This is a genomic window from Oscillatoria salina IIICB1 (genome assembly GCF_020144665.1).
In the GTDB taxonomy this organism is placed as follows: Bacteria; Cyanobacteriota; Cyanobacteriia; order Cyanobacteriales; family SIO1D9; genus IIICB1.
The window spans coordinates 1-25,681 of sequence record NZ_JAAHBQ010000077.1 but is presented as its reverse complement, the minus strand read 5'-3'; the positions used below and the strand labels follow the sequence as shown (position 1 = coordinate 25,681).

The 25,681-nt window shown below is 41.0% G+C and carries 28 protein-coding genes and 1 riboswitch; of the genes, 17 read left to right on the top strand and 11 right to left on the bottom strand.

The window, feature by feature from the left end:
* Window positions 1-108 precede the first annotated feature (108 nt).
* From G3T18_RS19945 to G3T18_RS19925, 5 genes are all read left to right on the top strand, one after another.
* On the top strand, window positions 109-660 hold the full coding sequence (locus G3T18_RS19945; protein WP_224412343.1) for an Npun_F5560 family protein: 552 nt from the start codon (window positions 109-111) through the stop codon (window positions 658-660).
* Window positions 653-1,372, top strand: a complete 720-nt coding sequence (locus G3T18_RS19940) for a hypothetical protein (protein ID WP_224412342.1) — start codon at window positions 653-655, stop codon at window positions 1,370-1,372. Before G3T18_RS19945 ends, G3T18_RS19940 begins: the two co-directional genes overlap by 8 nt.
* 268 nt (window positions 1,373-1,640) lie before the next feature.
* The gene (locus G3T18_RS19935; RefSeq protein WP_224412341.1) at window positions 1,641-3,467 is read left to right on the top strand and encodes a serine/threonine-protein kinase; all 1,827 of its coding nucleotides are present in this window, start codon (window positions 1,641-1,643) and stop codon (window positions 3,465-3,467) included.
* A 48-nt stretch (window positions 3,468-3,515) separates the two neighbouring features.
* Window positions 3,516-4,160: a GUN4 domain-containing protein gene (locus G3T18_RS19930; RefSeq protein ID WP_224412340.1), complete on the top strand. Its 645-nt coding sequence runs from the start codon at window positions 3,516-3,518 to the stop codon at window positions 4,158-4,160.
* A gap of 105 nt (window positions 4,161-4,265) precedes the next feature.
* A riboswitch (Glutamine riboswitch) is annotated at window positions 4,266-4,353 on the top strand.
* A gap of 60 nt (window positions 4,354-4,413) precedes the next feature.
* Complete coding sequence (locus G3T18_RS19925; RefSeq protein WP_224412339.1) at window positions 4,414-4,632, top strand: hypothetical protein; 219 nt, start codon at window positions 4,414-4,416, stop codon at window positions 4,630-4,632.
* A gap of 144 nt (window positions 4,633-4,776) precedes the next feature.
* Here the strand turns inward: G3T18_RS19925 and G3T18_RS19920 are convergent, their stop codons facing one another.
* Both G3T18_RS19920 and G3T18_RS19915 read right to left on the bottom strand, forming a co-directional pair.
* Complete coding sequence (locus G3T18_RS19920; protein ID WP_224412338.1) at window positions 4,777-5,241, bottom strand: BON domain-containing protein; 465 nt, start codon at window positions 5,239-5,241, stop codon at window positions 4,777-4,779.
* 117 nt (window positions 5,242-5,358) lie between these two features.
* Window positions 5,359-6,126 (bottom strand): general stress protein, encoded by a 768-nt coding sequence (locus G3T18_RS19915; RefSeq protein WP_224412337.1) that lies wholly within the window; start codon window positions 6,124-6,126, stop codon window positions 5,359-5,361.
* Window positions 6,127-6,361: 235 nt separating this feature from the next.
* Between G3T18_RS19915 and tsaB the strand changes: the two genes are divergently transcribed.
* The 6 genes from tsaB to G3T18_RS19885 all read left to right on the top strand — a co-directional run bounded on the left by tsaB (window position 6,362) and on the right by G3T18_RS19885 (window position 10,430).
* Window positions 6,362-7,030 carry a tRNA (adenosine(37)-N6)-threonylcarbamoyltransferase complex dimerization subunit type 1 TsaB gene (gene tsaB, locus G3T18_RS19910; protein WP_224412336.1) on the top strand — a complete coding sequence of 223 codons (669 nt, stop codon included), beginning with the start codon at window positions 6,362-6,364 and terminating at the stop codon, window positions 7,028-7,030.
* Window positions 7,031-7,101: 71 nt separating this feature from the next.
* Complete coding sequence (locus G3T18_RS19905) at window positions 7,102-8,073, top strand: M48 family metalloprotease (protein ID WP_224412335.1); 972 nt, start codon at window positions 7,102-7,104, stop codon at window positions 8,071-8,073.
* A 335-nt stretch (window positions 8,074-8,408) separates the two neighbouring features.
* Window positions 8,409-8,927, top strand: coding sequence for a DUF6658 family protein (locus G3T18_RS19900; RefSeq protein ID WP_224412334.1), 519 nt, complete (start codon window positions 8,409-8,411; stop codon window positions 8,925-8,927).
* 115 nt (window positions 8,928-9,042) lie between these two features.
* On the top strand, window positions 9,043-9,597 hold the full coding sequence (locus tag G3T18_RS19895; RefSeq protein WP_224412333.1) for a DUF6658 family protein: 555 nt from the start codon (window positions 9,043-9,045) through the stop codon (window positions 9,595-9,597).
* A gap of 211 nt (window positions 9,598-9,808) precedes the next feature.
* On the top strand, window positions 9,809-10,132 hold the full coding sequence (locus G3T18_RS19890; RefSeq protein WP_224412332.1) for a hypothetical protein: 324 nt from the start codon (window positions 9,809-9,811) through the stop codon (window positions 10,130-10,132).
* 34 nt (window positions 10,133-10,166) lie between these two features.
* The gene (locus G3T18_RS19885) at window positions 10,167-10,430 is read left to right on the top strand and encodes a hypothetical protein (RefSeq protein ID WP_224412331.1); all 264 of its coding nucleotides are present in this window, start codon (window positions 10,167-10,169) and stop codon (window positions 10,428-10,430) included.
* Window positions 10,431-10,491: 61 nt separating this feature from the next.
* Here G3T18_RS19885 and larC read toward each other — a convergent pair whose 3' ends face one another.
* Window positions 10,492-11,742: a nickel pincer cofactor biosynthesis protein LarC gene (gene larC, locus G3T18_RS19880; RefSeq protein WP_224412330.1), complete on the bottom strand. Its 1,251-nt coding sequence runs from the start codon at window positions 11,740-11,742 to the stop codon at window positions 10,492-10,494.
* Window positions 11,743-12,024: 282 nt separating this feature from the next.
* Here larC and G3T18_RS19875 point away from each other — a divergent pair, with 282 nt between their 5' ends.
* Together G3T18_RS19875 and G3T18_RS19870 are read left to right on the top strand one after the other, a co-directional pair.
* Window positions 12,025-12,684, top strand: coding sequence for an L-threonylcarbamoyladenylate synthase (locus G3T18_RS19875; protein ID WP_224412329.1), 660 nt, complete (start codon window positions 12,025-12,027; stop codon window positions 12,682-12,684).
* Between the two features lie 450 nt (window positions 12,685-13,134).
* Window positions 13,135-14,331 (top strand): HetZ-related protein, encoded by a 1,197-nt coding sequence (locus G3T18_RS19870; RefSeq protein ID WP_224412328.1) that lies wholly within the window; start codon window positions 13,135-13,137, stop codon window positions 14,329-14,331.
* A gap of 16 nt (window positions 14,332-14,347) precedes the next feature.
* On the opposite strand, the gene G3T18_RS19865 is transcribed toward G3T18_RS19870, so the two are convergent.
* Window positions 14,348-14,536, bottom strand: coding sequence for a hypothetical protein (locus G3T18_RS19865; protein ID WP_224412327.1), 189 nt, complete (start codon window positions 14,534-14,536; stop codon window positions 14,348-14,350).
* Window positions 14,537-14,953: 417 nt separating this feature from the next.
* Between G3T18_RS19865 and G3T18_RS19860 the strand changes: the two genes are divergently transcribed.
* The gene (locus tag G3T18_RS19860) at window positions 14,954-15,667 is read left to right on the top strand and encodes a PHP domain-containing protein (protein WP_224412326.1); all 714 of its coding nucleotides are present in this window, start codon (window positions 14,954-14,956) and stop codon (window positions 15,665-15,667) included.
* A gap of 48 nt (window positions 15,668-15,715) precedes the next feature.
* Here G3T18_RS19860 and G3T18_RS19855 read toward each other — a convergent pair whose 3' ends face one another.
* The 5 genes from G3T18_RS19855 to G3T18_RS19835 form a co-directional block, all read right to left on the bottom strand.
* Window positions 15,716-15,916: a hypothetical protein gene (locus G3T18_RS19855; RefSeq protein ID WP_224412325.1), complete on the bottom strand. Its 201-nt coding sequence runs from the start codon at window positions 15,914-15,916 to the stop codon at window positions 15,716-15,718.
* Between the two features lie 704 nt (window positions 15,917-16,620).
* Window positions 16,621-17,313: a response regulator transcription factor gene (locus G3T18_RS19850; RefSeq protein ID WP_224412324.1), complete on the bottom strand. Its 693-nt coding sequence runs from the start codon at window positions 17,311-17,313 to the stop codon at window positions 16,621-16,623.
* A 238-nt stretch (window positions 17,314-17,551) separates the two neighbouring features.
* Entirely contained in the window at window positions 17,552-18,700 is a 1,149-nt protein-coding gene (gene mraY, locus G3T18_RS19845; RefSeq protein ID WP_263480509.1) for a phospho-N-acetylmuramoyl-pentapeptide-transferase, read from the bottom strand.
* A gap of 67 nt (window positions 18,701-18,767) precedes the next feature.
* On the bottom strand, window positions 18,768-18,917 hold the full coding sequence (locus G3T18_RS19840) for a hypothetical protein (protein WP_224412322.1): 150 nt from the start codon (window positions 18,915-18,917) through the stop codon (window positions 18,768-18,770).
* A 90-nt stretch (window positions 18,918-19,007) separates the two neighbouring features.
* Window positions 19,008-19,247, bottom strand: coding sequence for a DUF3134 domain-containing protein (locus G3T18_RS19835; RefSeq protein ID WP_224412321.1), 240 nt, complete (start codon window positions 19,245-19,247; stop codon window positions 19,008-19,010).
* Between the two features lie 124 nt (window positions 19,248-19,371).
* Here G3T18_RS19835 and G3T18_RS19830 point away from each other — a divergent pair, with 124 nt between their 5' ends.
* From G3T18_RS19830 to G3T18_RS19820, 3 genes are all read left to right on the top strand, one after another.
* Window positions 19,372-19,959, top strand: a complete 588-nt coding sequence (locus G3T18_RS19830) for a PAP/fibrillin family protein (protein ID WP_224412320.1) — start codon at window positions 19,372-19,374, stop codon at window positions 19,957-19,959.
* A gap of 183 nt (window positions 19,960-20,142) precedes the next feature.
* Window positions 20,143-20,937 (top strand): PD-(D/E)XK nuclease family protein, encoded by a 795-nt coding sequence (locus tag G3T18_RS19825; RefSeq protein WP_224412319.1) that lies wholly within the window; start codon window positions 20,143-20,145, stop codon window positions 20,935-20,937.
* 189 nt (window positions 20,938-21,126) lie between these two features.
* Window positions 21,127-23,661, top strand: a complete 2,535-nt coding sequence (locus G3T18_RS19820; RefSeq protein ID WP_224412318.1) for a sigma 54-interacting transcriptional regulator — start codon at window positions 21,127-21,129, stop codon at window positions 23,659-23,661.
* A 40-nt stretch (window positions 23,662-23,701) separates the two neighbouring features.
* Here the strand turns inward: G3T18_RS19820 and G3T18_RS19815 are convergent, their stop codons facing one another.
* Both G3T18_RS19815 and G3T18_RS19810 read right to left on the bottom strand, forming a co-directional pair.
* Complete coding sequence (locus G3T18_RS19815) at window positions 23,702-24,076, bottom strand: hypothetical protein (protein WP_224412317.1); 375 nt, start codon at window positions 24,074-24,076, stop codon at window positions 23,702-23,704.
* Between the two features lie 76 nt (window positions 24,077-24,152).
* Complete coding sequence (locus G3T18_RS19810; protein ID WP_224412316.1) at window positions 24,153-25,364, bottom strand: acetate kinase; 1,212 nt, start codon at window positions 25,362-25,364, stop codon at window positions 24,153-24,155.
* Window positions 25,365-25,681 lie beyond the last annotated feature (317 nt).

The following is a 25,681-nucleotide window of genomic DNA, read 5'->3' as shown; positions in this document are numbered from 1 at the left end:
TTGTTAGAGTCTGATGGTAAATTAACAGCAATTGGCAATATATAAAATAAAAAAAGCCTTTCTGTCTTCCTAAAATGTTAAACGTATTCAAGCGGAGCTTAGTTGACTATGTACCAGACTGATACTCCAAATTTCCCAGGCTTACAAGCGGAGATTTCTCATTTACGAGAAGAACTGCAAGTCAGGGATCAACTCGTGCAACAACTTTCACAAGAATTGTTCCGGTTGGTCAAGGGTAACTCAAATTTTATGCCTCAGCCGCAGGTTTCCGAGCGCCATCAAACTGAGATGAGAATGTTGCGAGAACAACTTGAAGAAGTTGAGCAGCAGGTAAAATTTTATCAAGATCAGATTACGAATCGTGACACGGAAATTTACCAATTGCGGCAGTCGGTTCAGGAATTAACCGATCGCAGCCGGATGTTAGAACAAGTGGTACAGGAGTTACCACATATTTATCGTCGTAAATTTGCCGAACGTCTTACTCCCGTGAAAGAAAGAATCGAAAAACTACAACGAGAAAATCGACAGTTGCACGCGGAACTGCAAAGCATTAGTTATCGTTTAGCAGTGAAAAACCGTCGTAGCACTAGCAGAATCGATTTACCTGAATTTCTGCCGAAAATTTCTGGTCCAATTCCTACCTTTGGTAATGTATAAGGCGATCGTCATTGTTAACGCCGAGGTTAGGGAGACAGGAAAAATAATTGCGGCATCCCCGGCGACAGAACAAATGGTAGCTGCACTAAAACGAGCGATCGCTTCCTCTTCACCTTCGAGGGTTAGTGTGGAAGTTGTCGCTAATGCTGCTTTGCGCAACCCTGCTAATTTTGAACGCCAACATCCTCTCGCTGAAGATGACAAACTGATTTACCTTCCTCTCACAATTGATGTTCCGGAAAACTTGGATTTTCCTGCTAAAGAGGTGTTTCAGGCTTGCAAGGAGATCAAAAAAAGACGGCAATGGGTAGAGCAAAAGTTAGGTTATGCCACCAGTTACGGTGAAGAATGGTTGGGAGATCTTTGGTTGCCGATAGTTTTGACTGCAAAAGGACCGCTTTATGGTGAAGTGATTGGTGAGGGTGCAACTCCTAACTTTTACGAGCAACCTGTAGATTTCAGCGATCGCCAACGTCAACCACTTTATCATTTGGCTCACCAGTTGTTGTCTAGTTTGTCCTCTCCCCCAGCAGTATACTTGTTACAGTTCCGGTTACGAGGAGAGGAAATCGTTTTCGATCGCCTTTGGCCCTTTCCCGCAGCCCCGGCTCTTGCTAGTCTTAAAGTTCAACAACCGAATTTGTTTGTTTGTCAGTGGTATTGCGCGATCGGTCATCCGATCTTAGACCTGACCATTTTACCGCACAATTAATGGCGATCGGCGATTGGGGATTGGGGACCCTTGGATTGGGGATTGGGAGACAAGGAGGAATTAGCGGATAAACTGTTCACTGTTCACTGGTGACTGTTCACTGATAACTGTTCACTGTTCACTGATAACTGTTCACTGTTCACTGATAACTGTTCACTGATAACTGTTCACTGGTGACTGTTCACTGATAACTGTTCACTGGTAACTGTTAACTGTTCACTGATAACTGCGGCTACGTGCTAACTGTTAACTGCTCATTGATTGATAGATGAGTTACTGTCTTAACCCTAATTGTCCAAAACCGCTCAATCCAGATAACGGCAGGTTTTGCCTTAATTGTGGCTCAAAGTTACTGTTAGGATCTCGCTATCGTCCCCTTCAGGCGATCGCAAAAACTGGTGGTGATGGCTATGCTAACCTTGCGGGACGCACTTTTTTAGCTGTGGATGAAGGTGAAATTAGCAAACGCCGTTGCGTGATTAAACAAGTTTACCTGGATCGCCGCACAAATGCTGCTAATTTCCGCAATACTGCCCTCAAATTACAACAAGTAGGACAGCATCCCCAAATTCCCGCTCTACTTGCTTATTTTGAACCAGAACCGGGCAGTAATTCTCCTGCTTTGTTGGTACAAGAATTTATCGAGGGACAAACCTTAAGAGAAAAATTAGCTGCGGAGGGAGCTTTCAATGAAACGCAAATTCGTCAACTTCTCAACGAGATTTTGCCAGTTTTGCAATTCGTCCATGAAAGCGGGGTAATTCATCGAGATCTTAATCCTGATAACCTGATTCAACCTCCTGGTGGCTATCAATTAATGTTAGTTGACTTTAGTGCTGCTAAAGCTACTAGCAAAACCAATTTAGCGCAAAAAGGAACGTTAATTGGTTCTGTCAGTTTTGCCGCTCCCGAACAACTTCTCGCTCAAGCTGTTGGTGCTAGCGATATCTATAGTTTAGCTGTTATTTGTGTTTATTTACTAACTCAAATCGAGCCTTTTGATTTATTTAGTTCCCAAGCAGGAATTTCGGTTTGGCAAGATTATTTACTAACTCCGGTTAGCCAACAATTGAGTCGAATAATTAACAAAATGCTTGTTGATTCTGTGCCAAATCGCTATCAATCAGCCGCAGAAGTTTTTCGAGATTTAAATTCCGGGCAAACTTTAACTAAATCTGCTGTTAAATCGGTTACAAAATCTTTAGTTCCTACTTGGAAATGTTGGCAAACTCTCCGAGGTCATTATAGCTCAGTTCATGCCCTTAGTTTTAGTCCTGATGGCAAATTGTTAGCTAGCGGTGGTGCAGATAGAATTGTGAAAGTTTGGGATTTGCAAACTGCACGGGAAAAGGCAAGTTTTTCCGGTCATCGCAGTATTATTGAGGCGCTAGTTTTTACTCCTGATGGACAAAAGATTATTAGTAGTAGTTGGGATTATACGATTAAATTTTGGCAGTTAGTCAACCAAGAAGAGTTACAAACAATTCAAGCCCATTCTGGCTGGATTAAAGCTTTAGCTATTAGTAAAGATGGTCAAATTTTAGCTAGTGCTAGTAGCGATCGCAGTGTGAAAGTTTGGGATTTAAGGAAAAATGCTGTTTGGTTGAATTTTTCTGAGCTGGAAAATGAAATTTTTAGTTTGGCTATTAATCCTGAAAAAAGCTTGCTTGTTGGTGGAAGTAGCGCGGGTGAAATTATAATTTGGGATTTAAGAAACAGCCAAAAAAAGGTTAAAATTGCAGGACATGATCGTTCAGTTACAGCAATTAATTTTAGTCCGAGCGGAAAATTATTAATTAGTGCTAGTGCGGATAAAACTATTAAGATTTGGCATCTCGCTAGCGGTAATTTAATACGCAATCTTGCTGCTCACTCTGAGGTAATTAATTCTCTGAGTATTAATCGAGAAGGTAATCTTTTAATCAGTGGTAGTGACGATACATTGATTAAAGTTTGGCATCCGGGAAGCGGCGATCTCCTTGATACTTTAGCTGAACATTCAGCACCAGTGAAAGCTGTAGCTATTAGTTTAGATAGTTCCGCGATCGCCAGCGCTTCCCAAGATAAAACAATTAAACTCTGGCAATTTCATTAAGCTCAAATTTGGTTTTGCTAAAATCTTGGTAAAACTTCCTACTTTTGTATGGTTATGGATTGGGGTGGAATCGGGCTTTTAGTGGTAATAGCAGTAGTAGTGGTGTTTGCTGTTCTGATTTGGCGATTTTGGCGACGAAATCTCGACAAAAAACGATTGGTTAAGCAAGCTTCACCGATACCACCTCCACAACCAGAACCAGCTTTTCCGACAAGCTTTGATTTACCATCCCAGATTTCACTCGCTAGTGATGTAGGTGCAGATTATAGTAGATTATACGATTTATTGGCAGCAAATAGGTACCAACAAGCTGATGAAGAAACTAAACGGGTGATGCTTTGGGTTGCTCGTGCCGATCTCCGAGGTTATTTGTTAAATTCGGATCTGAAAACTTTTCCTTGCAGGGATTTGCGTACTATTGACCAACTTTGGGTACAGTATAGCGGCGGACGTTTTGGTTTGAGCGTACAAAAACGAATTTACGATCGCGTGGGTGGAAATTATCATAAGCTTGGCGATCTCGTCGGTTGGCGATCGCACAAAAAATGGTTGAAACATTCCGATCTCAGTTTCTCGATTCGTACTCCTATGGGACATTTACCTTTAGAAGGTGGTGTTTGGTCCGGTTGGTTGGGTGGTGGTGCGGAAATCTATTCCTCTTTGATGCAAAGGCTTCGAGACTGTAAAATTTAATCTGGCGATCGCTCGATGATTCATAAATCAATCTTATCAAACAAATAAATTTAAATAAACTATTGACAAGTCAAACCAGAAATGTAAAGATAAGTAAATAGACGAATCGTTCATCTCCCACTCCTCCAGAAACGAAAATTAACGCTCGGGAGTGGTGAGACGGAAGTAGGGATTAATCTCGAAGGAACGCACTTCATTTTGTACCACAAAAATTTATTGTGGACAGGCTTGTTAGTGCCAAGAGGTAGTTTTGATGTTTGTTCCCTTGTTAATGAGTTTAGCCGTTGCTTCAGGAGCAATTTTCCTGAGCATAAATTCCACTGAGGAAATGGTGAAAATAGCTGCTGCATTTATTGCCTTAGTTTGCTGCTTTTTCAGCTTAGTTTTTGCACCTCTGATTATCAAATTAATCATCGTAGCGGCTCCTTTTGTAAGTAATAAGTTCCGCTTCGTAGAAACTGGCGAGAGATAAAGTTTATCGAAGAATAAATTTTTCTTTAGAAAAGCAGCGATCGAGTCAGCTAGATAGATAAACAAGTGAGATTAATTAAATTAACTGATTGTAGGAAAAGCCCCGCGCCAAAATTATAAAGACGCGGGGTTTTAATGCAAGTAATTATTCAGATTCGGGGGAATTTGGCGGTACAACTTGGACATCAAGCTTAACAGTTTTTACACCTTCAACCTCTTTAGCTAAAGGCTCAATTGACTCATAATCTTGTTGTTCGGGAACAGTACCAAAAATAGTAACCAGACTATCTTCGACTTTTACCGACAACTTACTACCAGGAATAGAAGTTTCCAACTCACTGCGAACTTGACTTGCTAAATCATCATCATCCTTAACTTCTCCATCACCTAAAGCCTCATTTCGTTCATCTCTAGCGCGAGTATCGGACTCAATTTGCTTTTGTCGAACTTCAGTATTTGCATCTTCTGCTGTCTCCTCAATATTTTCCGGTTCAGTAACAGTTTCGTTCGGATTATTGGGAGCATCAGAACTAGTTTTAGCCACATCGCTACAGGCTACACTAACAAAAAGTACCGCAAAACTAAGTAAAAATGATGTTAATTTGTTCATGATTGATTTTTCCTTGATTAACGATCGCCAACAAAGTTATTTTTAGGGTGGACAATACCCACCCTCGACTATTGCGACTAAATTGAAATCAAGATGTTTAGCGTCGTACAACCTCTACTAACGCCGATAAGTTTCGTCTCGGCGATCGACAATTTCCACCAGTCGATTGTTATCGACAACATCTCGATCGCGCTCTACAGTTTCTTCTGGTTCGGTATAATCTACAGTAGTTGGGGTAGCAGGTATTTGGGGATGAGATCCCGCCTGATTTTTGTAGATAACCTCAGCATTTTCCATCCGCTCAACAGTATTCACGCGCTCTTCCGGTGCGATTTCATAGATATCCCATTCTTCAATACCTCGGTTAACCAAAATTGGCTCAACACGGCGAAGATCGGCATCAGAACCTGTCACCATAACCAAATAGTCACCCTGAGAAACGCGATCGCCGTAAACTCTCGCTCTATCTTCAGGAATACCCAAACCGATCAAAGCACCGACTAAACCACCAGCCGCAGCACCGATCGCCGTTCCTGCTAAAGTAGTAGCTAAAGCAGTAGCTTCCGCACCAGCAAACATAATCGGACCAACACCAGGAATCGCCAAAGCACCCAAACCCACAAACAAACCCGCGATCGTCCCTAAAGCACCGCCTGTAGCAGCCCCAGTTGCAGCCCCCTCATCAGCTTTATTACCTATATTTTGGTGATGTACTTCCGCATCAGCTATTCTGTTATTACCATCAGCATCTCTAGCAATCACAGAAACTCTTTCCATGTCAAAGCCTGTTTCTCGCAATTGTTGGAGAGCATCTTCTGTTGCTTCGCGACTAGGAAATACGCCCACAGCACGCTTGTGGCGATAATCTCTTCCGTAAGTAGTCATTTTCTTTTCCTAAGTTAAACTAACTTTCTTGCTCGGAATTTCAAAACTATGAAACTCTTACTTTAATCGTGCTTTTTTAACCAAAAAACTTTCTCTGTCTGGAGTAGAAACTTAGGCTCTGCCAGGAGAGATAGATAAGAAATATTAAATAAAGTCAAGCCAATTAACTTGCTTGAAAAAACTGATTTTCCGGACAATTTAACCCCAATTTCAAGAGTATTTCCTAATTCACAAAATGAAAAAAAATCATCCTCAAAATTATGGTTTAGCTTTACACACTACCACTGGTCAACTAGGATTAGCGATAAGTAACTTCACTGGCGAAAGCCGCCAGCAAACCTGGGACTTAGGTAGAGACGTATCCACTTACTTGCATCAATACCTGAATGAATTTATCCAACCCCAGACTTGGAGAGATCTCGGATTTATCGCCGTGGGGAAAGGACCCGGAGGTTTTACAGGTACGCGCATCGGCGTAGTTACTGCTAGAACATTAGGACAACAGTTAGACATTCCCGTCTTTGGGATATCCACTCTAGCCGCAGCAGTTTGGCAGGAAAAAGATAAACTGAGTAGCGAGATCGTCGCCATCCAAATGCAAGCAAGGCGAGGTCAACTATTTGTAGCAATTTATCAAATAAGTGGCGATCGCCCCAAAGATCGCTGGGCTTTGCCCAATCGCCTAAATCTCATCGAAACCTTACCCAATACAACTATGACCCAGGAAGGATGGCAACAAACCCTAGCCAATTTGGAAACTAATTATCAGCTAATTAAAGAACCAACTAACTTAGGAAACACTAGCACCGCCTTACTAGAACTAGCATACAACCAATGGCAACAAGGAAAACGTCCCCATTGGTCAGAAGCACTACCTTTTTACGGACAAAATCCTGTGGAATAAGCTAACTGCCCGTTTATGATCTAAAGTGAAACTGAAATATTTAAACCTAAAGCAGTAAAATAAACTCAACAATGCCTAGTTATCCCGGAATTTCCAGCGAAGCCTTCAGACATCCCCTAGACCGCCAAGCAGAACTTGCTTTGCGTAGCGTTCCCGGCTTTAATATTCTTGCCCGTAGCTTTGTCGAATACTTGTACGAACGCCCGCAAAATATTTATCTTTTGGGTAACAATATTCAAGTTGGACCCCGCCAATATTCCACGGTTTATGGCATCTTTCGCGAATGCGCCCGCGACTTAGATATTTATCCCGAACCATCCTTATTTGTTAGCCAAAATCCGGTAGTAAATGCCTATTCTCTCGGTCACGAACGTCCTTATATCGTCTTAAATACAGGCTTACTTGATTTACTCGACGAAATCGAAATTCGCACTGTCTTAGCACACGAATTAGGACATATCAAATGCGACCACTCAATTTTAATCCAAATGGCAATTTGGGCAATGGGTGCAGCTTCTTTGCTTGGCGAACTTACTTTAGGTTTAGGTAATTTAATTAACAGTGGTTTAATTTATGCCTTTTATGAATGGCGACGCAAAGCCGAATTATCCGCCGATCGCGCCGCAATGTTAGTAATTGACGACCAACGCCCGATCGCGCAAATGATGATGAAAAGTGCCGGAGGTAGTCATAAATATGCCCACGAATGTAGCTTAAAAGAGTTTATTCAGCAAGCAGATAATTATCAAGAACTCGACCAGAAAGATAGTTTAAACCAAATTTATAAATTTTTGATTTACAACGGTGGAAATGGTGCTTTTCTCACCCATCCTTTTCCCGTCGAACGCTTACATTACTTGCGCGGATGGGTCAATTCTGCTGAATATCAACAAATCCGTCAAGGAAATTATCAACGTTCCGAAGCTTCAGGTGCAGTTAACGTAGATTCCCAAACCAGCCAAACTGAAGTCGAAGAATTGCGTCGTCAAGTTGAAGAATTGCAAAGAGAAATCGAGCGAGAAAAACAACGTAGACAAAAATAATAGTTTCTCAGTGGGTGTAAATTTTGGCTTCGATTGACAACTACTAAATTTAAAAATCTTTGCGAGCAGATTTCACAAAAATTCAATCTTTCACAAAGTGAAACTTTAAGGCTCGAATTTCATATTTTTGAAGCGATCTACCTGAGCAAGGCTATCCCAAATCGGGAAACTTGACGAAGAGAACAAAAAAACATTAACTTGTCACTTAGTGAATCTCTCTTGAGTAAGAAAAGGGTCGATGGTGATGAGGCTAAGAATGTGACTTGAGCTAGATGAAGCGATCGCCGGAATATTCCTAAGCTAGCAGAGTAATCTGACAAATCTGAGAGAATTTTGTGAAGAACATCCTGAAAAAGCTGCAACTGCGGCAAATTTTAACTGTATTTTTGGCAGGAATTATTCTTTTTGTCAGTGCTGCTTGTAACAGTGGTGATATCCGAGGCGCTCGCCCTCATAATCCTCCCGTCCAAGCTGGAGGGCAAAATAACCCTCACAAAGCTGGCGGAGATAACCTAACCCAGTATAAAACATCACCCGACCCCAAAGCAACTGAACTCAAAAACAATCAAGCTAACGGGCAACTAAATTTACAGCAGTTAATTGCTAGCACTGCTGTAGACAAAAATTTAGAAGGCGCACAGTACAAAAAAGATACTGCTACTAATGAAAGAGAATTGCCAATTATCAGCACTGAGAAAAAGGCAAGTTCGCGAGTTCCTGTTAAAAGTGAAAATCCAGCAGTTCGTAGCACTGTTGGTGAAGGAAGATTAGAAAAAGCAGGCGAAGCTTTTGAGGAAGCTTCAGAATTTATTGGCGGCGCAGCAGAACAAGTTTCGCCAAAAACTGCCAAATAATAAGATAATTTTGCTAAACAGTTAGTAACAAATCCAGATAAATCTATTTGATTATTTGGTAAAAGTCTAACTGTCAGCAAAAATTTAATTAAGCAAACAACGGAGGTAATTAAGCATGAAAAAATTAATTTCTTGGTTAAAAAACATTCAAATCCGACAAATAGTTTCAGCATTTTTAGTCGGAATTTTATTCTTTGTCAGCACTGCTTGCAGTGGCGCAAATGCGACACCTGGTGCTACTGATACTAGCACTACACCAAGTGAAGAATTAAAGTATCGTTTTCCTGATGAAGAATCTCCAGCACCAGTAGTTGAAGGAATGAACCGCAACACTGATGTTGACCCCAGAAGAGATACTAGCGCAACTTCAGCTAAAGCTAAGGCATTGGTAGATAATGCTAAAAGAAACCTGAAAGTAACTGGTGATGTCGGTGAAAACATCAAGCGTACAAACGTCGGTGAAAAGGCGGCTGAAGCAGCTAAAAATGCAAGTCAGAAAGCACAATCTACGGCTGAAGATATTGCCGAAGGTACAAAAGAAGGTGTAGAAAATCTTACTCAAGATGCACCGAAAGAAGTTTCTAATACTGCCGAACGTACGGTAAAAGGAAACGAGTTAACCCGCAAAGTTACTGAAGCTGCTGACGATGCTGCTGACGCAGTTAAATAATAGTTTGTCGTGAGTGTTTTCGCACTCGTTAGTCAAATAAAATCTCAGCCAGTATTTCCAATGCTGGCTGTTTTCGTAGCTTGTTAATAACTTTTTTAACCAATGATTAAGATAATAACTAATTCTTCTGTTTGTTAATTTATAATTTGCTTAGATAGCTCTTGTCTTGAGTTACGCACTTCGCGTCAATTCTCGATAGGGATGAACATTGATGGTTACAAGTGTAGCAGTTACGGAAACGATTAAAACTTGGAATGACCTTGAGGAGCGTTTCAATTTATGTCAGACTGATAGCGATCGCTTCTTTTCTGAATGGATTGATGATTTACCGGAATTGAGCGAAGCCGAACAAGTAGGGGTTAATCGCATCAAAAGGCGCTATGATTACCATCGTAGCGATCGTTTACTCCTCGAAGGTACAGTAAATTTTATTAGAACTTGCAGGTTTTCTCGACCCACCATTTCGGATTCACTCTCCTCAAAATATTACCCTAGAACTGGAAGATTCTCAAGAGATAATTCGTGGTTTGATTGATGGATTGGTAGTCCAAAATTCTCTATGGATTTTAGTGGTAGAATCGAAACGAACAAGTATTCCCGTTCCGGCTGCACTTCCACAATTATTAGCTTATATCCTAGCAAATCCTAACCCCGCACGTCCAGTTTTTGGGATGGCTACTAATGGTGATGAGTTTGTTTTTTTGAAGTTATTAATTCAGGAAGATGCTTCTGAGTATGATGTATCGCGGACGTTTTCTCTATTTCCCAGACGGCATGAGTTAGGCGAGGTATTGCGTATTTTGAAGCGTTTGGGAGAGGTAATTACAGATTGAGATTTGATAGATTGAAATAGGCATAATTGACGACAATGAAAAATATTTAAGAACAAAATTATTAGTGATTTGCTGCGTTTTGACGATGCCACGCATCAAGTACCATTTGGTAGATAACTCGCCAAGGTAGGTTATTTTCTCTCGCGATTTGGGCGCAGTCTTCGTATTCTGGTTGGACGTTAAGAATATTTTTGGCTTCGGGATTTCCTTGAAAGGCAATTTTTACTCGGACTGTACCATATTCAGTTTTAACTTGTTGAATTTCTCTAGGTAAAATTGTTCTGGGTTGAGTTAAGCGGCGAATACCTAAAGTTGTGGTTTCACGAAAGATAACTGTTTCGCAAGCGGCGATTTTTTCTGGGGGACAAATAACTGTTAATAAGATTCCGGAACGAGATTTTTTCATATTAATTGGTTGCGTAAAGACATCTACCGCTCCGGCTGCAAATAATCTATCGAAAGTATATGCGATCGCCTGCGGACTAAGATCGTCTATCTGTGTTTGGAGAGTCGCGATCGTTTCTATCTCACCCAGATTATCCGATTTGGTGACATTTCCAGTCTCTTGACCGACCCAAAGGCGTAAAATATTGGGAATAGCAAACTCTTGGGAACCTGCGCCTAAACCAATTGTCTCAATTTGCATCGGTGGTGGAGAACCAAAATTAGTTGCTAAAGTAGTAGCGATCGCCGCCCCAGTTGGCGTTACCAGTTCCTTTTCAATCCCATTACTGTAAACTGGGACTTGACGCTGAGACAAAAGCTTTAACACCGCCGGAACTGGCACTGGTAAGATACCATGAGCAGCCTTCACCGTACCCCCTCCAGTCGGAAGCGCTGAACAAAATAATTCGCAAATACCCAACCAATCCAGCCCCAAACAAGTGCCAACAATGTCTACAATGGCATCAGTAGCACCAACTTCATGAAAATGAACCTTTTCTGGAGAGATTCCGTGTACTGCACCCTCAGCGATCGCCAGTTGACGAAAAACCTGCAAACTCCAACTTTTCGCTTGAAAAGGTAACTCCGCAGCTTGAATTAAAGCTTCAATTTCTGGTAAATGTCGTGCAGAGTGATGATCGGACTCGTCAGCCGAATGATGCAAGTGAAGTAAATCCACGTAAACTTTAGTTGCTATTTGAGCATTACGACGCACTTTTTCAGCCCGCAAACGGTACTCTTGCTCTAACCCCAAACTTTGCAGTTTACCAACAAGGTAATCTAGAGGAACACCAGCATCCACCAACGCACCCAAACACATATCGCCAGCAATTCCAGTTGGACATTCAAGATAAGCAACTTTTCTCATTTATCTTTAATGATAATGACGATCGATGTTTATTATTACTTATGAAGTGGAAATTCAACACTTACCAGTGAGAAGTTATTAATTAGCACGTACCCGCACGTACCCGTTAGGAGTTATCCAGTAATCAGTAAAGATTGGAGATAGAGGAGATTAGGAAGACAGATGAAGAATTGGATGACAAAGCGATCGCTGTTAACTATTCACTGGTAACTGGTAACTGTTCACTGATAACTGAACCCAGTCCCCAATCCCCAGTCCCCAATCACCTTAATTTTGAAGATCGTGGCTATTTATTACTCTATTCATCCGGAAACACCCCAAGAACGCCGAATAGAAGAAATCAAAAGCGCACTGCAAGACGGAGCAGTGATGCTATATCCTACAGATACCGTTTATGCGATCGGTTGTGACTTAAATGTCAAATCGGCAGTAGAAAGAGTTAGACAACTCAAACAATTATCTAATGATAAGCCCCTGACATTTTTATGTTCGTCACTGTCCAATATCTCAGAATACGCTTTGGTAAACGATCGCGCCTATAAAATTATGAAGCGCCTGATTCCCGGACCATTTACTTTCCTTTTACCTGCAACCAAGCTAGTACCTCGCTTGGTAATGAGTCCCAAACGCAAAACCACGGGAATTCGCGTTCCCGATAATCAGGTTTGTCAGGCACTTTTACAAGCGTTAGGCAATCCGGTAATTTCAACTTCGGCTCATTTACCGAACGAAGAAGGAAAATTTCCGACAATTGGCTTGGAAAAAGCGAGATTGTTTGATGCTCTGGAGAATCTAGTCGATATTATTATTGATGACGATTCCGAACCAGGTTTTCAAGTTTCTACCATTATCGATATGACTAGCGACGAACCAGCGATCGCCCGTCAGGGTTTAGGATGGGAAGCAGTCGAAGATTGGCTAACCATCACCACTGGTAGCTAGCCGCAAAAGCGATTAATTAGCGCTCAATCGTCAATCCCCTGATGCTCCAAGGAAACAAGACAATTTTCTAAGCGTCTCAATAAAAAGGGCAGCTTTTATAGCTAGCGGCAGGGCAATTTGAAACTATTTTCAGCTCTGAAATACCCGCTCAACAAGGGTTTTATTGCTTTTGACCAACCGAAACTCGGTAATGGTAAAAGTGAAGCGCGAGATCGAGATTTTAATTGTGACACAGGGATAGCCCAAGAGCCAAGGATAGGCATCTACATTCAAATTGTAGGCAGTTTGGAAAGGGAGAGAGAAAAAGAAAAACTCAACTCCCACTCGGATAAGGGAACCTACATCTTCGGCTTGAATTTGCTCGTTGGAAGACTTCACCCTTACCCACAATTGGGGAAGCCGTGCAGCAAACTGCCCATGCGTCTATCACACTTTGTTTGGGGCATTACCATGAACTTAAAAATTGATAACTCTCTCAATCACTCTTCTTGCGATCGGGCTCTTTGTCCGGAAGGGGTAGAAGAACAACAACCATTAAAAGAACTGATTCAAGAGGAATTATACTCTCGTATCGGAGTTAAATCTGCTTCAGTTGAGGCAGTAGCAACTCGCATTGCTTGTGAAGTAGAACGAGTTTGCGCTCATAGCGATCGCATTCAAAAAACTGGTGAGGTTCGTGCTTGGCAGTTGTCTTTGGCGCGTCATCGCTTGAATAAACATTTATCCTACTACAAACTCGGTTCTAAACAAGGTCGGGTTGAATTACACAGCAACCTCAGCGTGATGGTTTATCGTCACATTGCGCCGACAGGAGCGCAATTAGGGTTTAATGCTCGCTACAACCTGATCGAGGATTTCTTGCAAGATTTCTACACTGAATCTCTGAAAGCTTTTCGTCGAGAAAATGATGTTCCTCCTGACTATCAACCACGTACTAAGCTCGAATTAGCTGAGTATATGGGTTTTACCGAGCAGTATGCTAAACGTCGGATTAACTTACCGAATGGCTACTCTCAACAACTGATTATCCTCAGAGCGCAAACTTTTGCTCGTCGGATGCCGAATGAGACAGCCGTAGATATCGAACAAGCAGCCGAATTTCCCAAAGGAGAAGACGCGATCGCCCAACAGCGATCGGCGGCGGTACAGCAGGTACGCGAGTCAATGGTTGCCGAAACTACCGATCCTTCTGACTCAGTGCTACGCGATCGCATTATCTCTTCTTTGTTTGAATACCTCGAATCTCAAGGTCATGCTGACTGCGCTAATTATTTAACTTTGAAACTGCAAGACCTCACTGCTAGCGAAATCGACGAAATTCTCGGTCTAACTCCTCGCGAACGCGACTATCTGCAACAGCGCTTTAAATACCATGTCGAAAAATTCGCTCGCTCTTCTCACTGGAAATTAGTTCATCAGTGGCTAGGAGCCGATCTCGACCAAAAATTAGGCATGACCGAACAACAATGGGAAGTATTTATTGAAACCCTTTCTGACCAACAGCGACAACTTTTAGAGCTAAAACGTGAGAAAAAAAGCGACGAAGAAATTGCTCAAGCTTTGGGCTGTACTACGAAAAAAGTGCAAAAGCGCTGGACGGAATTGCTCGAAGCTGCTTGGAAAACTCGTAACACTCATGACATTTAATCGGGGTCATTGTTTATTAACCAAAATCGCGGTTTTCTCTACTACCAAATAGGTCGGAAACCGCGCCTTCTTGCAAAACACAAATTACTAGCTGAATTTTTAATAAAGTTTCAAAGTGAGAATATTTGCTTACTGATTCCTTCGAGTAAAAGTTATACCAATTTGCTTTAACTGCACTACATAATCTTGTGTAGAGACGTTGCATTTTAGTCTCTACAGGGTCTGTGTCTGTAGCATTGGTTTTGGTAAATGGTATTAATTTTTGACTAAGATATTCAGAACTGAAAAAACTTGAGAGTCAGAAGAGCTTGCGACTTCGCTCAAAATCAGCGATCGCTAACAAATCCCTATTTATTATCATAGAATATTAATTATGTCAAGGCAAATTCCATAAAAAAAATTAGACTCAAACATCCTATAATCAAAATTAAAACTTATAAACCAAGGCAGAAGCCTATTTGAGGATTTTGTCTTCCAACCGATACCTGCCATTTTGAATTTGTTTTGCTATTGTGGATCGTAACAATTAGAAATGTTTGAGCCTTGCTCAATTGTCACCACTAGAGCAGAAACAGTGAATTAGATAATTCTCTAGCAAGACAGTACCATCTCCGAGGCGTTTATGTCTGTCAACATTCTTCAGGCTTCTGTTTCATCAAACTCAGCAGCACAAAATGTAACTTTACTCAAACAAGTTTGGTCAACCATACAAGCAGATAGTTGTCCGACTCGCTACAACTTTCATTTGCATACTATTTACTCAGATGGACAACTAAAACCAGAAGCACTAATTCAACAAGCTGTTAAAATTGGCTTGAAAGGATTGGCAATTACGGATCATCATAGCGCTCAAGGCTATCAAGTTGCTCAAAGTTGGTTAGACAAAGCTCGTCAGCAAACTGATTCTGAATTTTTGCCTCATTTGTGGACAGGCGCAGAAATTGATGCCCAATTACTGGAAATAACAGTACACATTCTCGGTTATGCTTTCGATCCCGAACATCCTGTCTTACAGCCTTATTTACAAGGAAATGATTCTAGAGATTTAGAAGCTGGGGCGAAAACTGTTATCGATGCTATTCATACCGCAGGTGGGTTAGCAGTTTTAGCCCATCCAGCCCGCTATCAAAATAAACGTCAGGTTGAGGATTTAATTCCGGCTGCGGCTGAGTTAGGAATTGATGGGGTTGAAACTTATTATGGTTATAACCGTCCGAATCCTTGGCAACCAAGCCCAAAACAAACCGAACGAGTGCAAAAATTGAGTGCCAAATACGGCTTGTTCGATACTTGCGGTACTGATACCCACGGAAAAAATATTCTCATTTGTATTTGACTGCTCCCCTCCCTTTAGCAACGCGGAGGGAGGGGATTCTTAAGCCATCTAAAAATTGACTCTATTTGGCGTAGTCAAAGCGCCCCTACTGACTCCTTTGAGAGAAAACTTCAAAGTCGCCGCTACTTTTTTAAGGATCTTAGCCGCACCGTTGCAGTCAGCATCGATCGAACTGCCATTTCCCGAACGATATAATCCTCGCTTAATTCGCTTTCGGTGACGATTTCCGCCTAATGGGTTTCTCACCATAAGTCGGCAAGAAATCATCTAAAGGGCGAGGCTTTAAACCCAGTTTTTCTGGTAAATGAAAAAGTTGTTTTCCAGTGTTTGCCAGGAGGCGATCGATCGCGCCTCCACTTTGTTGAACTATTAATGCTTTGGTAATTAGAAGCTACCACTTTGCATCATCATCAAAACAATTACTCCTACGCTCATTAAAGCTAAAACAAGCGCCAAACCAATTGATTGACCTAAGTGTCTTTTTTGTACGGTTTTCATATCTTTTGTTTCTCAAAAATGAATTCATCAGAGCTTATTTGCCAACTAAAAATTATCCGTCCTGAACTTAGCTTTCAGATCGCTTTCTTCATTGGGGAAACATCGCTTTCCTGACTGAGTTCCCTTAAGGTTAGCGAGTAAAACTAGCTACCGAAGCATCTTTTCGTTGATGTTTATGGGAGTAAGAATACTTACGGTTGCTCCTGGATTTTGCTCAGAATTTAGATCGAATAATTTAAATTAGACAAATAGCTTTTTGTAACTATTTACGAGAATATCAATTTCTGCGAAGAAAGATAAGAAAAAGCCATCAAAATTAAAATAAATTTATTAAACTTCATAAACTTGTCAGTAACAGTTTTAGGCAAAGAAGATAGCGGATTTGGGAAAACGATCCTCAAATCCGCTTGCAATATTTACTCTTGACAAAAAAAGAAAAATAAGGTAGTAAAATTTTAAGTTGTCAGCCCGTGTTTTAAAGCAAAACGGACCAACTCAGTACGGCTGTTAGTTCCCGTCTTACTAAACAACCTACTCACGTACTTTTCTACATTTCTAACGCTAGTTTTGAGACGACTAGCAATTTCTTTATTCATTAAACCTTGAGCGACTAAATCGAGGACACTTTGTTCTCTAGGAGTTAACTCAATCTTAATTGGCGAGGGAGTTTGGGCGATACCAGAATTTTGACCGAGGATATTCTTAATATCAGCAATTTCCCGGGCAATCTTTTCTAACTCAGAACTATCGCCAGTTTCCGCAGAAACAGCACGTCTTTCTAAAAGATTATGAACGATCGCCACCAACTCATCAGGATCGAAAGGTTTAGGTAAATAAGCATCACAACCAGCTTGATAACCTTGAATGCGATCGCTAGTCATCCCACGGGCTGTGAGAAAAACTACCGGAAGCGACTTAAAGCGAGGATCTTCTCGTAGCTGTTTGAGGAACTGATAACCATCCACATCCGGCATCATAATGTCAGAAATCACCAAATCCGGTGGGTCTTTTTGTACTAACTCCCAAGCTTGTTTAGCATTACTGGCTACCTCAACCTCAAATTCATCTTCGCTTTCAAGATAAGCTTGAACAGCTTCGCGCAAGCCGGGTTCGTCATCTACCAGTAGTAGTTTTGATGTTTCTGCCATCTTGATTTTCCTTATTGCTACTTACTTCAAATGTAGCAAGTTAGCGGCGATCGGGGACTGGGGATTGGGGTTGTCAGTGAACAGTGAACAGTTACCAGTTACCAGTCAGTGGAAGAGATTAAACAATGTGGAACTAACAGATTCAAGGGCATAAAAACTGCTAACTTTTCACTGATAGCTTGTAGATGTGGGTACGTGCTAACTGTTCCCTGATAACTGAACCTAGTCGCCAATCTTGCTAAAAAAACATCAAACACAAAGCAGCGAGGGCGGTGTTAATCAGGTAAAAAGCGCCTACTATCTGGGTTTCAGACCAACCGCTAAGTTCGAGATGGTGGTGAATCGGAGCCATTTTCAACAAGCGCTTACCTTTGCCGTCAGGTCCTTTGGTAGCTTTGTAATAGCCTACTTGAGCAACTACTGATAGCGACTCGACGAAGAAAATGCCACTGACGACAAACAAACCCCATAAATTTTGGCTGAGAATGCCGACGGCGGCTAAAGCACCTCCGATCGCTAAAGAACCAGTATCGCCCATAAATACTTTTGCTGGGTTACGGTTGTGGATAACAAAGCCGAGACAGCCACCAGCCAAACAAGCACAAAAAACAGTTAAACTCCCAGAAGTTGAGGTAGCGATCGCGCCTAGCCCTAGTAAAGCTAATGCGCCAGTTCCAGCAGCTAAACCATCTACACCATCGGTTAAGTTGGTAGCATTGGTTTCTGCAACTAACGCAAAGCCAGCTACTGCCCAAAAAAACAGTCCCAAGGGCAAAATTAAATTACCAGGTAAATTAACTGTCGTAATGCTTGCAGGTTGAGTCGCAAAAGCCCAAAGACAAAATACTACCGCCGTAACGATTTGCAATAGCAGTTTCATCCGAGGGGAAATACCTTTATTCGACTTGCGGCGCAAAACTTGCCAGTCGTCGATCCAACCTATTGCTGCGTAGGCGATCGTTACAATCGAAACAGCAACTACTTCGGGGGCAAATTTTGTCCAGAACAAAGCAACTAAAATTGCTATGGGGACAAAAAACACCCCGCCCATTGTCGGAGTGCCTGCTTTTTTCAAGTGAGTTTGAGGACCGTCCTCGCGAACGTGCTGTCCTGTTTTCAACCTGCGTAAGATGGGAATAACTACATAGCCAGAAATGCCACTTAACAAAGCACAAATGACGAGAGGTAAACTGATTGAACCTTCGTAACCCAGAAATTGACCAGCAGTGGCATCAAAAATTACTGCCAATAAGCTCAAAAGACAGCCTAGTAAGATTAGTAAAGCTTCTCCAGAAGGCTTTAATGCTGCTCGGGAAAATAATTTTGCGTCCACAATTCTCTCACACCAAAAAATACCGCAAATTTCTTGCCAGCTAAACTTTATCATCGCCATTAACCCTTTAGTCAAGGGGCGATCGCTTGCCCGATCGCGAGTAACGAGATCGATCTTGTTGTTAATTACTATATTCCGGCGCGATCGCACTCAATCGGGCAAAGTTTTGCTTATTCATGACTTCGCGCTCAAGATAGCCCTTTTTCACCAGGAGAGTGTAGTCGAATCGATGGTCGCACGACAACGATTTTGCCTTTAATGGCGATCGCATCTAACTCAAGAAAAACTGATTCGATTGACTTTTCCCCAATCCCCAATCCCCAATACCCAGTCCCCTCCTCCCCAGCCCCCTCCTCACCAATTAATCAAGATCGTCAAGATCCTCATCATCCTCATCGATATCGTAGTCGTCGGAATCTTCTACATCCATCAATTCCGCGATTTCTTCTTCGTCTTCATTGTTATCAGTTTCTTCTTGATCTTGACGAGCGATCAGACGACCTTCTGATTCTAACCAGTCAAGCAGCGAGGTTTCTTGCTTGAGGGGAATTACTGACGCTGGTTCGTAACGAGGTTCTTGACGTAAGGAAGGATTATACATAAGGCAACTCTAACAACAACATTATTGATTTTAACTTGTCAATTGTTAAAAAACTTATCGAAAACTGATTGGTATCTCGTGCCAAGTTTATGTAAAGAGAAGAGATTGCAGAGGTTAGGAACTCATGAGCAAGAAAGAGGAATTACTGCAAGCGATCGCGGGAAAAAATCGTGGTTTGCTAGCGAAAGAGTTGGAAAAGGTGGCTATTCTTGCGGCGATCGCTCAACTTGAAGATTTTAATCCTACACCCAGACCTGTGGAAAGTCTTGATTTGCTTGAAGGTGATTGGCGCTTACTCTACACTACCAGTAAGGGACTTTTGGGCTTTAATCGTATTCCTTTGCTGGAAACTGGTCAAATTTATCAATGTATTCGTACTGATGGTGCAAGAATTTATAATTTTGCTGAACTTGGAGGTTTACCTTTGCTTGAAGGCTTAGTGGGGGTTGCTGCTACTTTTGAACCTGTATCTGCCAAGCGGGTTAATGTTAAGTTTGAGCGGTCAATTATTGGACTGCAAAAATTTCTTGGCTATAGTTCGCCTAGAGATTTTATTAAGCAAATTGAAGCTGGTAAAAAGTTTCCTCCTCTTGATTTTAACATCGAAAATCGCGAGCAACAAGGTTGGCTCGATTTCACTTATCTAGACAATGATTTACGAATTGGACGTGGTAATGAAGGCAGTGTTTTTGTTTTAACTAAAGACCGATAACTATGGTGATTTTCGCTGTTTTAAATACTTGTTCAGAGCGAATTACCGAAAGCCAAATCTTTAAATCTGGTTAAACTTTTATCTAGGTGGGGAAAACCCACCTCAATTTTGATTAAACATTTTGCGGTCATGCACTAATATTTTCAGTTAAATTAAGATTAACGAACTTGAGGTAACTAAACAATGTCCGATCCCCCGCTACGCTTATCTCAAAGCCAACTCAATTTATTAGAAACTTGTCCTCGTAAATTTCAACATATTTACCTGGAACAATTACTTTCTCCCGTCAGCCCGGAACAATTAGAAAAGCAAAGTTGGGGTAGTCAGTTTCACTTGTTAATGCAGCAACGAGAATTAGGTTTACCGATTGAATCTTTATTAATAGAAGATGAGCAACTTCAACATTCATTTAAATCACTAATTGCCACTGCTCCGGAAATTTTAACTCCTGCTGAAAGTGAATGGCGAGATGCAGAACATTGCCGTACTCTGCAATTTAAAGATTACTTATTAACTGTAATTTATGATTTGATAATTACCGATCGGGAAAAAGCGCAAATTTTTGACTGGAAAACTTATTTACAACCGCCAAATCAAAAAAAGTTAGCCAATAACTGGCAAACCCGTCTTTATCTTTATATTTTAGCAGAAACTGCTGCTTATTTACCAGAACAAATTTCCCTGACTTATTGGTTTGTTAAGTTACCAAGCAAACCCCAAAGTTGTAAATTTAGGTACAATAGTCAACAACACAAACAAACTAGAGAAGATTTAACTGAGTTGTTAAAGCAACTAGATGAGTGGTTAGACCGCTACAATAATGATGGAATTCCTTTTCCTCAAGTTAATGAAAGTAGTCGCGAGTGTAATTATTGTAACTTCGCTCTTCGCTGTCAGCGAGATGCAGATAGCCGAGAAATAGAAAAAAGTAGAAATTGGCTGACCGAAGTAGATAAAATCGAGGAAGTATCGATCTGAAAGCATCAATCTGCTTATTTATTGCTGTAGCTAAAGAAAATTGCCGCTAAAATAATTAAACCTAGCAAGCTGAGAGGAACCCAGAAATTAATTGGTTCGATCGCGTTCGTCATTGTCCAGTCAAAAATAAATTAGGTATAATTATAACTCAAAAGGGAAAAAATAAGTTAAATTAATTAAAAATCAAAAATGAGCTTAACAAATTTAGTAACCTGGCTGCGAGAGAGAACAGCATTTAGCGTACTCAGCGAAGAAGTTATCGAAGCGATCGCGCAAGTCATGTCCGAAAAAATCGTCTCAGCCGATGAAATTCTCGTCAAAGAAGATACCCCAGTCAAGAATTTGTATATTTTAGCAAAAGGAAAGCTAGAGAGCGATCGCACCAGCCAAACCAGTAACGCTTGGGCGATTAGTTGGCTTCCCGGAGCAATTATCCACCTGCAAGAACTACTTTTCAACCAACCAGTCCAAAGAACAATCTTCAGCCGCAGTGAATGTCGGTTGTGGGTAATCCCTGGCGCGAAATTTCAGGAATTAAGTGAAAAATATCCCGAAATCATCCAAAAATTCGCACCTGAATTAGCCAAAGAACTAGCTCAATTATCATCTCAATTAAGCTACGAACAAGACCGTCAGGTGATTTTGCGACCCTACTTAGTCACCAAAGCCAGACGGGGAATTGTTGGCAAAAGTCGCTATGCGGTACGATTACGCCAAAAAATCAAACAAGCGTCCGGCGATCGCCAATCGGTGCTAATTTTCGGCGAACCAGGATTAGGAAAAGACAACATCGCCGCCTTAATTCACTTTGGTTCCCCTTATCGACGCGAACCAATAATTAAACTTGATTGCAGTAAAATTCAAGCTAGCGGCGCAGAATTATTCGGTCGTGTCGGCGGAAAACCTGGTTTAATTGCTGCTTTAGATCGAGGAACTTTAGTCTTAAATAACATTCAAGAATTAGACAAAGAATTACTTTCTCCCATAGCCGAATTACTCAAAACTAAGACTTACAAACCAGTCAGTCGTTCTGGGGAAAACGTTAAACCTATTGAAAGTCAAGCGAGAATTATTATGATTTCTGAGAAAAAGATTCCAGAAATCGATCCCCACGCCGAACGATTACTTAAAGTTCCGCCCTTGCGAGTGCGCAAAAGCGACATTGCCGACCAAATGGCTTATTATTTGAGTCTAATTTCTCGTGCCAAAGGAATCAAAAAACCTCGGATTACACCAGAAGCCGTGAGACAATTACAAGCTTACGACTTTCCTAACAACCTTAGCGAATTAGAAAACTTAATTCAAAGAGCGATCGTCCAAGCAGCAGGCGCAAAAGAACTCACCGAAGAAATAGTTTGGCCCTCCCAAAGTAAGAAAAAACAATTCCGCGTCAACCTCTTAAATAACTATCCTCGTTTGCGTCACTTTCTGCGTAGCCCGTGGTGGCCCGATCGCCTCAACTATGGCTTTACTTTAACCGCTTTTGCGATCGTTGTTGCCCTACTTTTTCTCGGTCCCCAAACACGAGATAAAAACTTCGCCTTGAATTTATTTTGGGCTTGGTGGTGGCCCCTAGTTTTAATTGGTTTTCCTTTTGTTGGACGGCTATGGTGCGCCATTTGTCCCTTTATGATTTACGGCGAAATCACGCAAAAACTTTCTTTATGGTTGGTTCCCCGACAGTTGAAAAAGTGGCCTCGGCAAACCGCAGAAAAATGGGGAGGTTGGTTTTTATTCGGCTTATTCAGTTTAATTTTATTGTGGGAAGAATTGTGGGATTTAGAAAATACAGCTTATCTTTCCGCTTGCTTACTATTGTTAATTACTGCCGGGGCAATGATATTTTCCGCAATTTTTGAACGTCGTTTTTGGTGTCGCTACTTGTGTCCCATCGGCGGAATGAATGGAATGTTCGCTAAACTTTCGATGACTGAATTACGGGCGCAACAAGGAACTTGTTCGGCAGAATGTACTACTTATCAATGTTATAAAGGAGGGCCGCAAAAAGGCGAAGGAATGGCAACCAATGGCTGTCCTTTATATTCTCATCCTGCCCAATTACAAGATAACCGAGATTGTGTTTTGTGCATGACTTGTTTAAAAGCTTGTCCCCATCGTTCAGTTGAGTTTAATTTACGTCCGCCAGGAATAGAATTATGGACGAGTCATCAACCGCGCAGTTATGAAGTAGCCTTGTTATTATTGTTATTAGATGCAGTATTTTTGCACCGTTTACCAGAAATACAATCTCAACTTGGTTTAAGTTTAGATTTAAGTAATTTTTGGACGCATTTTGGAGTAGCAATAGCAGCTTTGAGTTTACCTGCAATTTTCCCGATGCTAGTTCATCTGGTGATGAAGGGATATTATCAATTAACTAACAAAATTAAACCAAAAAGGTTTCTTGAATTAGCTTACGGATATTTGCCTTTAGTTTTAGCAGCAAACTTAGCACATTATTTAAAGTTAGGTTTAGGCGAAGGTGGACGCATTTTACCAGTTAGTTTTGCTACCTTTGGTTTAAATGGTGAAAGTTTGCCAGTATTAGTGGCACATCCAGCCGTGGTTGCCTTTTTGCAAGGAACGACTTTAATTGCAGGAGTAATAACCTCAATGTGGGTAACGCAAAGAATTGCCCGTCAGTCATTTAAATTATTACTACCGCAGTATTTAGGTATCGTCGTTTTAGCAGCTACTTTTTGGCAAATTATTGTTGGTTGGTAACAAGCTAAATAAAAGGATGTTTTCGGGAACATCTCTATTACTAACTTTTGCTTAAAACAGGTAATTGGTTAGCTTTGCTAGTTTCAATTTCTACAGTCAAATTTTCTCCACTGCGACGCGCTTCCCACTTCCCGGAATGACGTTTATCTATTTGCCATTTTCCGTGGATAAAATTCTCATCTTCAGAAATTGTACCAGTGTAATTAATCGAATGTCGCGCACTAGTTAGGTAACGTTTGACAAAACTAACATTTCTTCCGACAACCGATCCTGAAAGAGAAGCTTCACCTAAATAACTGTCATCTAAAATATTACCTGTAATTGTGTTACCACCTTGAACTATACTTAACTCAAAGCGGGTTGGCATACCTAGTTGCCAATAAGTACCTAGCCAAGTTCCGGTTAAATCTGCCATTGGGATTTTTCAGGAATTCTAAATCTAGTTTAATCCATTTAAATTTTTCTTAGTTCGGATCGAACTGGTAAACGGATTAATCTTGACATAAATGCCAACATTCTTGCGCGATCGCCCAATCTTCTTGAGTATTAATTACTAAAACTTTTACTGGAGAGTCAGCAGTCGCAATATCGGTATCTTTAGGTGAAGTCTGATTTTTCTCGGAATCGAGTTTTACTCCTAAAAATGATAATCCTTCACAGCCTGCTTGACGCACTTCGGGTTTATTTTCTCCTACACCACCAGTAAATACTAAAGCATCTAATCTCCCTAAAGAAGACAACATTGCGCCAAGATAAAATTGTAAGCGATGGAGATAAACATCAAAAGCTAATTTTGCTTGTTCGTCACCATTTTTAACGGCTTCGCTGACTTGTCTGACATCACCACTAATACCAGAAAGTCCTTTTAATCCTGACTCTTTATTCAACAAGCGATTTAACTTTTCTGCATTGTAACCCGAACGCATTAACTGAATTAAAATACCTGGATCGATTGAACCAGAACGAGAACCCATCATCAATCCTTCTAAAGGAGTATAACCCATTGTGGTATTGACACAAACGCCATCTCGAATAGCTGCGAGAGAGCAACCATTACCCAAATGACAGGTAATAATTGACAAATATTTGGCTTCTTTTCCTAATAATTGGGCTGTGCGTTGTAAACAATATTGATGGCTAATTCCATGAAAGCCATAGCGACGAATTCCTTGCTGGAAAAATTCGTAAGGAAGTGGATAAACTGCTGCGGCTAAAGGAATTTCTGCATGAAATGCTGTATCAAAAACAACAATTTGACGAACATTTGGTAAAACTTTTTCGACAGCTTCAATACCTTCTAAATTAATCGGATTATGTTCTGGTGCGAGGGGGAAAAGAGATTTAATTGTTGCTTGAACTTCTGGAGTAACAATTGTTGCTTTGCGGTAGCGAGATCCACCGTGAACAACTCTGTGTCCTACTACGTCAATTTCTTGTAAACTAGAGAGGACGGCAGTTTCGCCTTGATAGAGAGTATCGAGCATTTGCGCGATCGCCTTTTCTTTTTCCGTTCCTGGTAACTCTTTTTCTAAAGACTTTTCCCGATTATTTTCTACTTTTAAGACAGCAAAACCAGATTTTTTTGTCCAGTCAATTTTTGCCTCCCAGAGAGGTTTTAGTGGTGAGTCAGGCAGTTTTTTTTCTAACTCATAAAGGCAACTTTTTTGACTGCTAGAGCCAGCATTCAATACTAAAATTTTCATTTATCTAGTTAGTAAAATTGATGAAAAATTGAATGTAATTTTAAAATTAATTTTTCGTCTACCCGGATTAGTTCTTGCTCAAAATTAGTTTGTAATTCAGTTGGCNGAGAATCATCATCCAGTCGATAAACAGCGCGAAGTTCACTCAGATTATTTACTGTTTTCAAAGCCCGTAAAATTTCTCTCAATTGATTAACATCTTCTAACTGAGATATTTCCGGCAAAATACTCAATCCTTCACTACCAAACTTAAATTCTAAATCTAGTTCAATTGCCTCTAAAAGTCCTTGTCTAGTTCCTCTTTCTAAGCCTCTTTC